Below are 13,929 nucleotides of genomic sequence, written 5' to 3'. Positions count from 1 at the left end.
TGAGCTCATGACGGGATTCAAGCATCATTTTGAGCCGACCAGCCTGCGGGAATACGATATTCGCGGCATTGTGGGGAAAACCCTTCATGCCGAGGATGCCTATGCGCTGGGCCGTGTTTTTGCGAGCATGATCCGCCGGGACGGTGGGAGCGTGGTGACGGTGGGCTATGATGGCCGCCTGTCATCGCCGGAACTGGAGGAGGCACTGGTCCGTGGTGCCGTGGATTCCGGTGTGACGGTGCGCCGTGTCGGGCGTGGGCCGACCCCGATGCTGTATTATGCGGCTGTCACGGGGGAGTCTGACGGTGCCATCATGGTGACGGGCAGCCACAATCCACCGGATCATAACGGCTTCAAGATGATGCTGAAGGGCAAGCCGTTTTTTGGCGAGCAGATCCGTGAGGTTGGCCGTCTGGCCGCAGCGGGTGACGTCGTGCCCAAGGCAGAAGGGAAGGTCGAGACGATTGATCCTTCTGAAGCCTATATTGAGCGTCTTCTCAAGGATTATGACGGGGAGCGGCCGCTGAAGGTCGTGTGGGACAATGGCAACTCCGCTGCTGGTGAGGTGCTGACCCGCCTGGTGAAGGAGCTGCCTGGTGAGCATACGGTCCTGTACCCTGAAATTGATGGAACCTTTCCGAATCATCATCCAGACCCGACCGTCGAGGGGAACCTGCAGGATCTGATCAGGACCGTCCGTGAGAAAAAAGCGGATATTGGCGTGGCCTTTGATGGCGATGCCGACCGGGTTGGCGTCGTGGATGGCAAGGGAGAGATTCTCTGGGGGGATCAGATTCTCGTTCTGCTGGCCCGTGACGTGCTGAAGAAACACCCGGGAGCGACCATCATTGCAGACGTCAAGGCCAGTCAGGTGCTGTTTGATGAAGTCGGCAAGGCTGGTGGTGAGCCTCTGATGTGGCGGACCGGGCACTCCCTCATCAAGAGCAAGATGGCCGAGACGTCGTCTCCTCTGGCGGGTGAGATGTCCGGGCATATCTTTTTTGCCGATAAGTGGTATGGATTCGATGATGCCCTCTATGGGGCGATCCGTGTTCTTGGGATCGTCGCCCGTCTGCCCGGCACTCTGGCAGACATGCGGGAGGCCCTGCCACAGATGGTCAACACGCCGGAGCTGCGCTTCCCTTGCGATGACACCCGCAAGTTTGATGTCATCAAGGAAGTGGCCGAGCGCCTGAAGAAGGAAGGGGCTGATGTGTCTTCCGTGGATGGCGTGCGTGTGAATACGCCTGATGGCTGGTGGCTGCTTCGTGCTTCCAATACGCAGGCGGTTCTTGTCGGGCGTATTGAGGCGCAGTCTCATGAGGGGCTGGCCCGCCTGAAGAAGGCGTTTGTCAGTCAGCTGGAGGCCTCTGGGCTTCAGGCGCCGGATTTTGACGCTGCCGCTGCCGGACACTGAGACCTCGGGGGAAGCACCGCCATCTCGTTTCTGAGGATGGCGGTGCTCTGAGAAAAGGTGGACTGGCTTTGCAGAAGTAAATGGCTTGGGCGGAATGTGCTGGACTGGCTCATTCCGCCCAATTGCGTTTCATGCGGGGAGGAAGTGGCGTCGGGTGGTGGCTTTCTGTGTGGGCGCTGTTTTGCTGGGCTCCGGTTTGTCCATTCTCCCTTCTGTGATGCCTGTGCCCTGCCCATCACGCAGGAGGAGATGGCCGAGCGTGGGATGCTTTGTGCAGACTGTGAAAGGTCTCCACCGCCATGGCACAGGGCACGGGCGGCTTTTCTGTATGAAGGACAGGCCCGTAGCCTTGTCATGGGACTGAAATATGGAAGCCGGACAGAACATGCTGCAGCTCTGGCCCATTTCATGGCCCGGGCAGGGGGGGACCTGATAGGACCGGATGTGGTGCTTGTGCCTGTTCCTGTGCATCGTGGGCGTTTGTGGCAGCGTGGATATAATCAGGCGGCCCTGATGGCCATGGCCCTTGCCCGACGGGGAGGGCTTGCCTGCTATCCAGATGCGCTGCAACGGCGGTTCAGGACTGCATCTCTCGCAGGGCTCTCCCGGCAGGGGAGGCGGAGGCAGATGGCGGGAGCTGTCACGCTGCGGCCCCGTTACTGGAGTTTGCTGCGTGGGCGCCGGGTCGTGCTGGTTGATGATATCCTGACAACAGGGGCTACGGCAGAGGTCTGTGTAAAAGCATTGCTTGAGCATGGCTGCCTTTCCGTGGATATTCTTGTGGCAGCCCGGGTGACACTGGCATGACATCCGGCTTTGAGACCAGAAAGGATTGTTACATGCCAAAAGTTGAAATCTACACGCAGCCAGGGTGCCCTTACTGTGTCCGGGCCATCAGCCTGCTTCAGTCCAAGGATGTTCCCTTTGAGGAAATCCATGCCCCTCGTGGTTCTGCGGAGCGGGAAATAGCCCGGGAACGTTCAGGAGGAGGGACGACAGTGCCGCAGATTTTCATTGGCGGCAAAGCGGTAGGAGGGTGCAGTGAGCTCATGCAGCTGGAGCAGGATGGACAGCTTGATGCCTTGCTGGGCCGCGGCTAGGGCGTTGTTCGCCGCTGTTCTTGTTCTTGCTGGGGGTGTGATGGTCACGGTATCCCGTGCGCAGGCTCAGGCGGCATCCAGTCTGGTCGGGACATGGCTGGTAGAGGAAAAAGACGGCATTTTCAGTATTGCGCCCTGTCCGTCGGATGCCAGCCGTCTCTGCGGCTGGCTGGTGGGCATGGATTATACGGAGGCCGAGCCGGAAAAGGATGTCTGGGGACGTTCGGAATGTGGGCTCGAGATCATCAGCAACATGAAGCGCCGCAAGAATGGACAGTGGCATGGGACGATTCTGGACCCGAGGAGCGGGCGGACCTACCAGGCGATCATGTGGCAGGGGAAGGGAGATACTCTCAAGCTGCGTGGCTATGTAGGGCTGAGTCTGTTTGGTGAAACGCAGACATGGAGCCGCATTGCGGCCCCGGTGATCGGCAGGCAGTGCCGCATGAAGATAAACTGATTGATTTTCCAGTCATTTTTCTTCCTATGATGAATGGCTCTTATGGAGAGAGGCCTTTTTTGGTAGCGTTGGCCCGTTCTTCCCGTAGGGGCAAAGTTGAAGGAGAGTAATACGTTATGTCACAGAGTCTTTCCCGGCGCCGGTTTACTCTGGCGCTTGCTGGATTAGGGGCCGCCACGGCCCTGTCGCCTCTGCGGGCAGCCCAGGCCCAGAAGGGGCCGTTGCCCCGTATCCTGTGCTTTGTTGGTGGTTATACGGAGCATGGTCCTCCGGGGGGAGCTGGTAACGGCAAGGGAATCTCTGTCTTCGAGATGGACCGTGATACCGGGTTTCTGACACCGGTTGCCACGTTCATGGACATTCCCAGCCCATCCTTCATTACGTTGAGCCGCAACCGGAAGTTCCTGTACGCTCTCAGCGAGATCAATGATTACGACAAGGCTGGCAGTGGCTCTGTGACGGCATTCTCCGTGGATACCCGCAATGGGACACTGGCCAAGATCAACACTGTCAGCTCCGGTGGTGCTGTCCCGGCCCATCTGAGTGTCCATCCATCCGGGAAGTATCTGCTCGTTGCCAATTACATGGGTGGCAGTGTGGCTGTCCTGCCCATCCATGCTGATGGGTCACTGGGCAAGGCCACGGATGTGGTCCACAACAGCGGGCCGAAGCAGCCGGAACGGGCGGCAGACAATCCGGAAGGCAATTTTGCCGTTTCCGATCATTCCAGTGCCCATCCGCACATGATTGCGACCGATCCGAGCGGTGCGTTCGTTCTGGTGGATGATGCCGGGCTGGACCGTGTCTATGTCTGGAAGCTGGACCTGGCCACAGGCAAGCTCATCCCGGCACAGAAGCCGTTCTACGACATGGAACCGGGTTCTGCCCCCCGTCACTTCGTGTTCGATCATTCGGGTCGTGTGCTGTACAACCTCTGTGAGCAGAACTCCAAGGTCGTGGTGTCCAAGTTTGATCCGCAGACAGGCGCCATCACGCAGATTCAGTCCGTCAGCACCGTGACCTCCCACTTCCGCGGGTCCACGCTGGCTGCGGAAATCCTGATCGCTGAGAGCGGGCGGTTTGTCTATGTTTCCAACCGTCTGGGTGACTCCCTGGCGGTCTTCTCCGTTGGCATGGATGGCACGCTGACGCTGGAGGATGAGGTCTGGATGCATGCCGACTATGGCCGTGCCATGATGTTCGACCCGAGCGGCTCATTCCTGTTCTGTGCCAACCAGCGCTCTGACTCCGTCACGGCTTTCCGTGTGGATCGTGAGACCGGCAAGCCTGTCTTCATGAACCACTTTACCGCCGTCGGCAGCCCGACGACGTTTGCCTTCATGGTGGCGGATTCCTGAGAGGTCTCTTCCCTCGTGAAGTAGAAAAGGCGCCTGTTTGTGGCGCCTTTTCTTTTGGTAGTGTCAGTCTTTCTGGAAGAGGGCGATGTAATTGATGCTGGTATCGTGGCTCTCCTGCCAGTGTGGCGGCCGGAAGGACAGCCCCTTGAGGTCCAGCAGGCGTAGCCCGACCTGCCGGGCCATGCTGTCCAGTTCTGTCGGACGGATGAATTTTTTCCAGTCATGGGTACCGACAGGGAGAAGGCGCAGCACATATTCCGCCCCCAGCTTGGCCATGAGGAATGAGCGCAGACTGCGGTCCATGGTGGAAATGGCGACATACCCGCCCGGCTTTGCCAGGCCTGATAGCAGGGAGAGAAAGACTTGCGGGTCCCGTACATGTTCAATGATCTCCAGGGCAGAGATCACGTCAAATTGCCGACCTTCCTCAAGAAGGGTTTCGGCACTGCTGCATAGATAGTGCAGGGGGGCGGCCTGCGGCGGCAGGGGGTGAAGGGCGACGTGTGCCCGGGCGGCCTGTATGCCGTCTTCGCTGGCATCAACGCCCAGAGTATCAAAACCAAGCGTGGCGAAGCGCTCACTCGCCAGTCCGGCACCGCAGCCAATATCCAGCAGGGTTGGCAGTTCGGGGAGATGGAAAAGCGAGGCAGGCAGATGCCGGACAATCCAGGAGGTGCGCAGAGGGTTCATGGCATGGAGCGGGGCCATGGGTCCTTTCGGGTTCCACCAGTCTTTGGCCAGTGCACTGAACTGAATTATTTCATCATTGATAACAGATGATGTTCCGTTACCTGCTCCGTTGGATGATGATGGTGATGAAACAGACATTCTTGGCGGTCCTCCCGGCTTTCATGGTGCTTTTCTGCCATGTTGTGGCTAGACGCGAAAGGGCAGGAGAGCTATGTGGAACGGATATTTATGTGATGCTAGCCTTATTGTTGGAGCTTTCTCCCCGATGTCCATACACGACTGTTCGGATGATGTAACACGGTCTGCGCCCCGCACGGTCGTGATGAAATTTGGCGGGACGTCCGTCAAGGATCTGGAGCGCATCCGCATCGTGGCTGAGAAGGTCCGGAAGGAGAGAGCCAGAGGACAGCGCATTGCGGTTGTCGTCTCTGCCATGTCGGGCGTGACCAACCAGATGGTGGATTATTGCCGCTCGCTGGATGCACAGGCTGATCCGGCGGAATATGACGCTGTTGTGGCGTCTGGCGAGCAGGTGACGAGCGGTCTGCTTGCCATTGCTTTGGGGGCGCTGGGTGTGCCGGCCCGTTCTTTCCAGGGGTGGCAGATTCCCTTGCTGACGGATGAAGCCCATGGCTGCGCCGCCATCGAGGATGTAGATGGGCGTGCCCTGCGGGAATGCATGGATGAAGGTATCGTGCCCGTGATCGCCGGGTTCCAGGGAGTGGATGCCAGAGGCCGTATTGCAACACTGGGCCGTGGTGGCTCCGATACGTCCGCCGTTGCGCTGGCGGCTGCCATCAGGGCGGACCAGTGTGACATCTATACGGATGTGGATGGCATTTACACGACCGACCCAAGGATTGTTAAGCAGGCCCGCCGTCTCGAGCGGATCACTTATGAGGAAATGCTGGAGCTGGCATCCGTAGGTGCCAAGGTTCTCCAGACCCGCAGCGTGGGGCTGGCCATGCGGGAAAAGGTGCATGTGCGTGTCCTGTCCTCTTTTGTGGAGACGGATGACAGCAGCGGAACCATTGTAGTGGATGAGGACGAAAGCGTGGAAAAGAAGCTGGTGACCGGTATTGCGTATTCCATGGATGATGCGAAGATCACCATCCGACAGGTACCTGACGAGCCGGGCATTGCGGCAAGAATCTTCGAACCTCTTTCCGCTGCAGGGCTGAATGTGGACATGATCGTCCAGAGCATCGGTGCGGATCGCAGCACGAACATGACTTTCACGGTCAGCAAGGGGGATGAGAGCCGGGCCTGCCAGATTTTGGAGGCAATGCGTGCCGAGATCGGTTTTGGCGGGTTGAGCACATCCCAGAATGTCGTGAAGATCAGCGTGGTCGGCGTGGGGATGCGGTCCAATACGGGCGTGGCCACCACCATGTTCCGGACACTCGCCGAGAAAGGGATCAACATTCAGGTCATTTCCACCAGCGAGATCAAGATTTCCGTTCTGATCGATGCAGAATATATGGAGCTGGCCATGCGGGCGCTGCACACCGCCTATGGGCTTGATGCCTCCGAGGGAGCACAGGCATGAGCGGGGAAGCAAACGCACGCGAGACGCTGGACCAGCTCTGGAAACCGGGATGTGATTTCCTGGGCAGTCGGTATGCCATTCTGGGCGGGGCCATGTCCTGGGTCAGTGAACGGAATCTGGTATCGGCCATTTCCAACGCAGGCGGCTTTGGTGTGATTGCCTGCGGTGCGATGGAGCCGGAGCGGCTTGAGGAAGAGATCGTTGCCACGCAGGCGCTGACAGACAAGCCTTTTGGCGTCAATCTCATCACCATGCATCCGAAGCTGGATGCGCTGGTGGATGTCTGTCTGGCCCACAAGGTGACCCACGTCGTGCTGGCTGGTGGTGTTCCGACCGGTGCGACCATCCGCCGGGTGCGGGATGGCGGCGCCAGGGTCATGGGGTTTGCTCCGGCGCTGGCTCTGGGCAAGCGGCTCGTGAAGCTGGGGATTGAGGCTCTGGTCATTGAGGGATCCGAGGCGGGCGGTCATGTCGGCCCGGTTTCCCTGAATGTTCTGGCGCAGGAAATCCTGCCCAACATCACGGAAGTGCCCGTTTTCGTTGCGGGTGGCCTTGGCCGTGGTGATGCCGTCCTGTCCTATCTGGAGCAGGGGGCAGCCGGTGGCCAGTTCGGGACAGTGTTTGCAGCCTCCCGGGAAAGCATCGCCCATGAGCGTTTCAAGGAGGCCTTCCGTCGGGGTAATGCCCGTGATGCCGTGATGTCCGTGCAGCTGGATGAGCGCTTTCCTGTCATTCCCGTGCGTGGCTTGGCCAATGCAGCTACGCGCCATTTCATGACCCATCAGGCGGATGTGATCGAGCGTTTCCGCAAAGGAGAGATCGAGCGGGAAGCTGCCCAGCTGGAAATCGAACATTTCTGGGCTGGGGCTCTGCGCCGGGCCGTCATTGAAGGTGACGTGGAAAACGGATCCATGATGGCCGGGCAGTCTGTCGGCATGGTCAAGGAGATCCGCCCGGTAGCGGATATCATCACCACGCTGGTGGATCAGGCTGTAGAAGCCCTCCAGAAGCGTGAGAAGCGCCTCCATGCGGCGGTTGCACGGTAACGGCAGGATACTGGACAGACAGCGCTGTGTTCGGACTGGAGCTCTGGTCAGATGAGGAAGAGGGGTGACGTGATGGACGATAAAGCAGGGCAGAATATGGCCGGTCAGTCATCGGCCACTCTGGGAGCTCGCCTGATGGCCCGACGCAAGGAGTTGGGCTGGAGGCTTGAGGATGTCGAGGCTTACCTGAAGGTAAGGCTCGCAACACTTCAGGCCATTGAAGGCGGGCGTTATGCCGAGCTGCCAGACAAGGTCTATGCCCTTGGTTTCATCAAGAGCTATGCCCGTCTTCTGGGGATGGAGAGCGAGGAGTTCATGCAGCAGGCCAGGCAGGAGCTGTCGTCTCTTGCGCCGCCACGTCAGAGCGTCCATCTGGTTCTTCCCGGCCCTCAGGAAGGACGTTCAGCCGGTCTCTGGGTGTTGTTGGCTGTTGGTCTGGTGGTGATCGCCGGGGGATATGCCGGGTGGTATCACTTCTCTTCCCATGGGCAGCTGGCTTCGTCCGTTCTGCCGTCCCATCTGGCAGAGACTGGTGAAACGCCAGCGGCTGCGGTACCGCCTGTTGCCACACAGCCGACTGTTCCGTCTCCAGCAGCCGGGCAGTCTGCCACGGCGCAGCCCACAGCACCGGTTCTGTCTTCTGGTACCCAGGGGGCGGCCACGGGGGCAGGGGATACTCCGAAAGATACGCCTGATCTGCCGCCAGCGCCGGAGGCTGTTTCTCCTTCTGCTACGGCCATGCCTTCTACTGTTGATGCAGCGGGTAATGAGGTGCTTCACAATGAGGGTGATCACCCGGCCGGTTCGTCTTCTGGTGACAGTGTGACGGGGAATGCCCCGTCTGCCATGGAGACATCGAAGGCCCAGTCCCCGCAGCCGACGCCAGCGCAGCAGGCTCCTGCTCCGAGTCAGGAAGCAGTTGACAGAGTTGCAATACTGGCCCGGGAAGACAGCTGGGTGCAGGTTACGGATGCCTCTGGCAAGGTTCTGCTGGTTCGTGTGCTGAAGAAGGGAGAGAGCTGGCAGGGGACTGCTGGTGAAACCTATCGTGTGACGAGCGGCAATGCCGGGGGTGTTGTTTTTCAGGCGGGGAATGTTGTAAGCGCTCCCCTAGGGCTGCGTGGCAGGGTTGTCCGTAACGTGACGGTCGATGCAGCATCTGTGGAGCAGGGCCATTATGGTTACGGTTCCCTGGCCACCGGGGCCGGTGAGGTGCCGGGACCGGCGGACAAGCGCAGCCAATAAAATTCTGTGACCGTCCATGAGGCGGTCACGTTTATCATGGGTCAGTCCAGTCAGGACCCGGAGAGGTTATTGATGAGCAGTTTACGTCCCTATCAGCATATTGAACGCCGTAAATCACGGAAGATCTATGTTGGTAATGTTGCCGTTGGTGGCGATGCACCTGTTTCGGTGCAGACCATGACCAACACGCTGACAACGGATATCGAAGGAACGATTGCTCAGATCCGCAAGGCCGAAATGGCCGGTGTGGATATCGTCCGTGTATCCTGTCCCGATGAGGCCAGCACGAAGGCCCTGAAAACCATTGTGGAAGAAGTCAATGCGCCGATCGTGGCGGACATTCACTTCCATTACAAACGGGCTATCGAGGCAGCGGCGGCCGGTGCGGCCTGCCTGCGCATCAATCCGGGTAACATTGGCAGTGCCGATCGTGTGCGTGAGGTCGTCAAGGCAGCGCGTGATCATGGCTGCTCCATCCGTATTGGCGTCAATGCTGGGTCTCTGGAGCGGCATCTGCTGGAGAAATATGGCGAGCCGAAGCCGGAAGCACTGGTGGAAAGTGCGCTGGAACATGCGAAGATTCTGGAAGATCATGACTTCCATGAATTCAAGATCAGCGTGAAGGCTTCTGACGTTTTCATGGCCGTGGCGGCCTACAAGCAGCTGGCAGAATGCTGTGACCATCCGCTGCATATCGGCATTACGGAGGCTGGCTCCAAGCGGGCGGGGACGGTGAAGTCTGCCCTCGGGCTGGGCAATCTGCTCTGGGCTGGTGTAGGTGACACGATGCGCGTTTCCCTCTCTGCTCCTCCAGAAGAAGAGGTGCTGGTGGGCTGGGACATTCTCAAATCGCTCGGCCTGCGTCACCGTGGTGTGAAGATCATTTCCTGTCCGTCCTGTGCCCGTCAGGGTTTCAATGTGGTGGATACGGTCCAGACGCTGGAGGACCGTCTTCAGCACATCAAGACACCGCTGACACTTTCCATCATCGGTTGTGTGGTTAACGGGCCTGGTGAGGCGCTGATGACGGACATCGGTGTGACAGGTGGCGGGTCTGGTCGGCACATGGTCTATGCAGCGGGCAAGCAGGACCATACCATGCCGGCTGAGAACATGATCGACCATATCGTGGAGCTGGTGGAAGCCCGTGTGGCTGCCATTGAGGCCGGAACGGCCGAGAAGGCAGCGCACTGATGGCACGGTTTCAGCCGCCACGGGGGACGAGGGATCTGCTGGGCGAGGAGATGCGTCGCCACCAGCATGTTGTTGGTACGGGCAGGACGGTCTTCCGCCGTTATGGTTTCAGCCAGTGGGCCACCCCCATTTTTGAGGACACCCATGTTTTTGCCCGCTCTCTGGGGGAAAGCTCGGATGTTGTTTCCAAGGAAATGTATACGTTCGAGGATCGGGGAGGGGAGAGTCTGACCCTGCGTCCGGAGGGAACGGCGGGTGTGGCTCGTGCGCTGGTTTCCAATGCGCTGACACAGGCCCTGCCACAGAAGATTTTCTATACGGGCCCAATGTTCCGCTATGAACGGCCGCAGAAAGGGCGCTTCCGTCAGTTCCATCAGATCGGTGCGGAGCTGATCGGTGCGGAAAGTGCCTTCCGTGATGCCGAGATCATCGCCATGGCCCGGGACTTTCTGGTCTCGCTTGGTCTGGCGGATGATCTGCGTCTGGAGCTGAACACGCTGGGTGACAAGGCCAGCCGCATGGCATGGCGGGAGGCTCTGGTGGCCTATTTCCGCCAGCATGAGGATCGCCTTTCCGAGGACAGTCGGTCACGGCTTGAAATCAACCCGCTGCGGATTCTGGACAGCAAGGCAGAGCAGGACAGGGCCCTTCTGGCCGATGCGCCAGCTTTTGATGACTATCTCAATGAGGAATCCCGTACATTCTGGGAGGAGCTGAAGGCTGGTCTGGAGGCTTTCGGCGTCTCTTTCGTGGAGAATCCCCGAATTGTTCGTGGGCTGGATTATTACAGCCATACCGTATTCGAGTTTGTTACGGACAAGCTTGGTGCGCAGGGGACCGTTCTGGCCGGTGGCCGGTATGAGGGGCTGGTTGAAGAAATGGGCGGCCCTGCCGTGCCCTGCATCGGCTGGGCCGCTGGTGTTGAACGTCTCGCCGCTCTGATTGATGCTCCGGCTGAGGAGGTCAGTGATGTGGCCATCCTGCCGATGGGGGAAGCTGCCCTGCTCAAGGCCGCTTCCATTTCCCGGGCGTTGCGGGATGGTGGTCTGGCTGTCTCGATCGAGACACGGGGCAACATGAAGAAACGCATGGACCGTGTTGTGCAGTCCGGGGCGACACATGCGCTCTTCTTGGGGGATGATGATCTGGCACGGGATGTCGTGCAGCTGCGTCATCTGGCATCACGGGAACAGGAAGAAGTGCCCGTGACGGACATCCTTGTTATCCTGGAGCGTGCCCGAGCCTCATGAGTGCGGCTATGGAGCATAAGCTGGAGCAGATCATTGCCCGCTTTGAGGAAATGCAGGCAATGATGGCCTCCGGTGAGGCCAGTGGAGACGAGTTTGCCCGTCTTTCCCGGGACTATGCTGCCATGGAAAAACCTGTGGCAGCCATCCGGGCGTGGCAGGCTGCTCAGAAGCGTCAGAAAGAGGCGCAGGCTCTGGTGCAGGACCCGGAGATGAAGGAGCTTGCCCAGCTTGAGCTGGAAGAGGTCGAGGCCGTGATGCCCGCTCTGGAGCAGGCCATGCAGCTGGCGCTTCTGCCTCGGGATGATGCTGATGAACGGAGCGCCATTCTGGAGGTCCGCCCCGCTGCCGGTGGGGATGAAGCAGCGCTGTTTGCGGCAGAACTCTTCGAGGCCTATCGTCGGTTTGCCGAGAGCAATGGCTGGCGTTTCGAGGTCATGTCCCTGACGGAAAGTGAGCTTTCTGGCATCCGGGAGGGCATGGCCACCATTACAGGGCGAGGCGTGTTTGCCCGTTTCAAATATGAGTCCGGCGTGCATCGTGTCCAGCGTGTCCCGGCGACAGAAAGCCAGGGACGCATCCATACATCTACCGTTACCGTTGCTGTGCTGCCGGAAGCGGAAGAGGTTGATGTGCAGGTGAATGAAGAAGACCTGCGGATTGATGTGTTCCGGGCCTCCGGTGCAGGGGGACAGCATGTGAACAAGACGGAGAGTGCTGTCCGTATCACGCATCTGCCGACAGGTGTTGTCGTGGCCATGCAGGAAGAAAAAAGTCAGCACCGCAACAAGGCCAAGGCCATGCAGATTCTGCGGGCCCGCCTGTATGAGGCGGAACGGCAGAAGGCGCATGACAGCAGGGCAGCCGACCGTAGATCCCAGGTTGGTACAGGAGACCGGTCTGAACGGATAAGAACCTACAACTTCCCCCAGGGGCGGGTGACAGATCACCGCATCAATCTTACTCTGTACAAGATTGATCAGGTCATGGGTGGCGAGTTTGACGAGATTGTCAGCACCCTGACCCACCATGAGCAGATGGCCCTGCTGGCGGCGGAAATCGGCAGTTCCTGACAAGTCCCCTGGGCAGGGTGATCAGCTGTTGGAGGAGAGGCAGCGGGAGGAGTTGCCGTTGTGGTGATCGGTAGCAGCCGGATCGTTTTCATCCATCAGGAAGAAATCTCGGAAATTTTCGCTACCCACGGCTTCGAAATAATGGCCGTCCGGATTATGGAGGACACCATCTCCACTCACGTCCCGTGTTTCGGCCTTGCCATCATGCATGACGGTAACGGTGCCGCAAAGAGTATAGGGAATATCAACACGGCCCAGAGGCAGAGGGATCACGGCACTATCATCAGCATGGGCGAGGTCAAGGTGGAATATCGCTGCCAGATGACCATTGAGATAGAGGCGTGTCGACTCTGACACCTCATCGGGCGCACGTCCGTCATGAACGGTGAAACTGCCCCCCGTTGGTCCATCCGGCATGGGCCCGACAGTTTCACCCTTTGCGGCTGGCAGCATCAGGATGCCGAGGCAGAGTGAAACAGGCAGGGAGCGCAGGAAACGGGCTATGGTCATCGTCTGGTTTTCCTGGATGATGGGAGGCGACAGGTCAGGGAATGAAATTCATGCGTAAAATAGACCTTTTGCAGCAGGCCGGGGAGAGGCTTTTTCAGGCCGGGATTGAAGAGGCAGCATTCGAGGCTCGCTTGCTGCTCTGCTGGGCCTGCGGGTGGACCCGGATGGAGCTGATGCAGCATGACGAGATTCCGGCCGAGGGTGTGGACCGCTTCCAGCGTGCCATTCAGCGCCGCAGCCAGCGGGAGCCGGTTGCCTTCATTACCGGGGAGCAGGGCTTCTGGACACTGGATTTTCATGTCTCGCCGGAGACATTGATCCCCCGGGGCGATAGTGAGACCCTGCTGGAAGCGCTGCTGGACCATAAGCCGGATCGTCAGTCTGTCAGATCCATTCTTGACCTTGGAACGGGCACAGGCTGCCTGCTTCTGTCTGCTCTGAGTGAATATCCACGAGCCTGGGGGTTGGGTGTGGATATTGCTCCCGCCGCCGCCGCCCTTGCCCGACGGAATGCAGGCCGCAATGGCCTGTCGGACCGGGTGGCTTTTATGGCGGGAGACTGGGCTGCTGCGGTGGGAGGGCGTTTTGATGTCGTTTTGTCCAATCCTCCCTATATTGAACATGCGGACATGGCCCATCTGATGCCTGATGTTGCGGCATATGAACCGCATCGGGCTCTGGATGGGGGAGATGATGGCTTGGTGGCCTATCGCATCCTGTGCCGGAGCCTGCCACATCTGCTTATGCCGAACGGGTGTGCCGTGCTGGAGCTGGGGATGGGACAGGCAGATGCTGTCACAGAACTGGCCGAAGCGGAAGGACTTGCGGTGCTGGAGTGCCGGAAGGACCTGGGAGGTGTGGAGCGTGCCCTGGTGCTTGCCTTTTCTTAGGAAAGCAGTTGGCTTATGGGCTGATGCCTGATAGATTGCCGCAGGAAGATACAGGGGATGGACAGCGTTACGGTGATGGCTGTCGGTCAGGCGGTAAAGTGTCGTTTCCTCTGGGAGTGATGTTTCTTCGGACAATATGGGAAGAAACGG

The 13,929-nt window shown here is 59.2% G+C and carries 14 protein-coding genes; 12 read left to right on the top strand and 2 right to left on the bottom strand.

Annotation, left to right across the window (positions count from 1 at the left end; genetic code table 11):
- Window positions 1-7: 7 nt before the first annotated feature.
- The 5 genes from pgmG to DTI93_RS03455 all read left to right on the top strand — a co-directional run bounded on the left by pgmG (window position 8) and on the right by DTI93_RS03455 (window position 4,335).
- Window positions 8-1,417, top strand: a complete 1,410-nt coding sequence (gene pgmG, locus DTI93_RS03475; RefSeq protein WP_081563218.1) for a phosphoglucomutase/phosphomannomutase PgmG — start codon at window positions 8-10, stop codon at window positions 1,415-1,417.
- Window positions 1,418-1,474: 57 nt separating this feature from the next.
- Window positions 1,475-2,224: a ComF family protein gene (locus DTI93_RS03470; protein ID WP_249079654.1), complete on the top strand. Its 750-nt coding sequence runs from the start codon at window positions 1,475-1,477 to the stop codon at window positions 2,222-2,224.
- Between the two features lie 32 nt (window positions 2,225-2,256).
- The gene (gene grxC, locus DTI93_RS03465) at window positions 2,257-2,517 is read left to right on the top strand and encodes a glutaredoxin 3 (RefSeq protein WP_154981398.1); all 261 of its coding nucleotides are present in this window, start codon (window positions 2,257-2,259) and stop codon (window positions 2,515-2,517) included.
- Window positions 2,495-2,977 carry a DUF2147 domain-containing protein gene (locus DTI93_RS03460; protein ID WP_166651602.1) on the top strand — a complete coding sequence of 161 codons (483 nt, stop codon included), beginning with the start codon at window positions 2,495-2,497 and terminating at the stop codon, window positions 2,975-2,977. Before grxC ends, DTI93_RS03460 begins: the two co-directional genes overlap by 23 nt.
- Before the next feature lie 116 nt (window positions 2,978-3,093).
- The gene (locus tag DTI93_RS03455) at window positions 3,094-4,335 is read left to right on the top strand and encodes a lactonase family protein (protein ID WP_081563215.1); all 1,242 of its coding nucleotides are present in this window, start codon (window positions 3,094-3,096) and stop codon (window positions 4,333-4,335) included.
- 63 nt (window positions 4,336-4,398) lie between these two features.
- Here DTI93_RS03455 and ubiG read toward each other — a convergent pair whose 3' ends face one another.
- Window positions 4,399-5,163: a bifunctional 2-polyprenyl-6-hydroxyphenol methylase/3-demethylubiquinol 3-O-methyltransferase UbiG gene (ubiG, locus tag DTI93_RS03450; RefSeq protein WP_043559948.1), complete on the bottom strand. Its 765-nt coding sequence runs from the start codon at window positions 5,161-5,163 to the stop codon at window positions 4,399-4,401.
- Window positions 5,164-5,290: 127 nt separating this feature from the next.
- On the opposite strand from ubiG, the gene DTI93_RS03445 reads away from it, so the two are divergent.
- The 6 genes from DTI93_RS03445 to prfA all read left to right on the top strand — a co-directional run bounded on the left by DTI93_RS03445 (window position 5,291) and on the right by prfA (window position 12,379).
- Complete coding sequence (locus DTI93_RS03445; RefSeq protein WP_043559949.1) at window positions 5,291-6,574, top strand: aspartate kinase; 1,284 nt, start codon at window positions 5,291-5,293, stop codon at window positions 6,572-6,574.
- Complete coding sequence (locus tag DTI93_RS03440; protein ID WP_043559951.1) at window positions 6,571-7,620, top strand: nitronate monooxygenase family protein; 1,050 nt, start codon at window positions 6,571-6,573, stop codon at window positions 7,618-7,620. The genes DTI93_RS03445 and DTI93_RS03440 overlap by 4 nt, the downstream gene beginning before the upstream one ends.
- 72 nt (window positions 7,621-7,692) lie before the next feature.
- Window positions 7,693-8,865, top strand: a complete 1,173-nt coding sequence (locus DTI93_RS03435) for a RodZ domain-containing protein (RefSeq protein WP_249079745.1) — start codon at window positions 7,693-7,695, stop codon at window positions 8,863-8,865.
- A gap of 72 nt (window positions 8,866-8,937) precedes the next feature.
- Window positions 8,938-10,059 carry a flavodoxin-dependent (E)-4-hydroxy-3-methylbut-2-enyl-diphosphate synthase gene (ispG, locus tag DTI93_RS03430; protein WP_043559955.1) on the top strand — a complete coding sequence of 374 codons (1,122 nt, stop codon included), beginning with the start codon at window positions 8,938-8,940 and terminating at the stop codon, window positions 10,057-10,059.
- Window positions 10,059-11,309: a histidine--tRNA ligase gene (gene hisS, locus DTI93_RS03425; protein ID WP_043559956.1), complete on the top strand. Its 1,251-nt coding sequence runs from the start codon at window positions 10,059-10,061 to the stop codon at window positions 11,307-11,309. Before ispG ends, hisS begins: the two co-directional genes overlap by 1 nt.
- Window positions 11,306-12,379, top strand: a complete 1,074-nt coding sequence (gene prfA / locus DTI93_RS03420) for a peptide chain release factor 1 (protein ID WP_249079652.1) — start codon at window positions 11,306-11,308, stop codon at window positions 12,377-12,379. The genes hisS and prfA overlap by 4 nt, the downstream gene beginning before the upstream one ends.
- Before the next feature lie 21 nt (window positions 12,380-12,400).
- Here the strand turns inward: prfA and DTI93_RS03415 are convergent, their stop codons facing one another.
- Window positions 12,401-12,889, bottom strand: coding sequence for a hypothetical protein (locus DTI93_RS03415; protein ID WP_081563212.1), 489 nt, complete (start codon window positions 12,887-12,889; stop codon window positions 12,401-12,403).
- Window positions 12,890-12,939: 50 nt separating this feature from the next.
- Between DTI93_RS03415 and prmC the strand changes: the two genes are divergently transcribed.
- On the top strand, window positions 12,940-13,779 hold the full coding sequence (prmC, locus tag DTI93_RS03410; protein ID WP_154981401.1) for a peptide chain release factor N(5)-glutamine methyltransferase: 840 nt from the start codon (window positions 12,940-12,942) through the stop codon (window positions 13,777-13,779).
- The last annotated feature ends 150 nt before the right edge of the window (window positions 13,780-13,929 follow it).

It is taken from the genome of Parasaccharibacter sp. TMW 2.1884 (assembly GCF_023337695.1).
Lineage (GTDB): Bacteria > Pseudomonadota > Alphaproteobacteria > Acetobacterales > Acetobacteraceae > Bombella > Bombella apis.
Note: the sequence above shows the minus strand (reverse complement) of the source record. Positions and strands in the feature narration are given on the sequence as shown.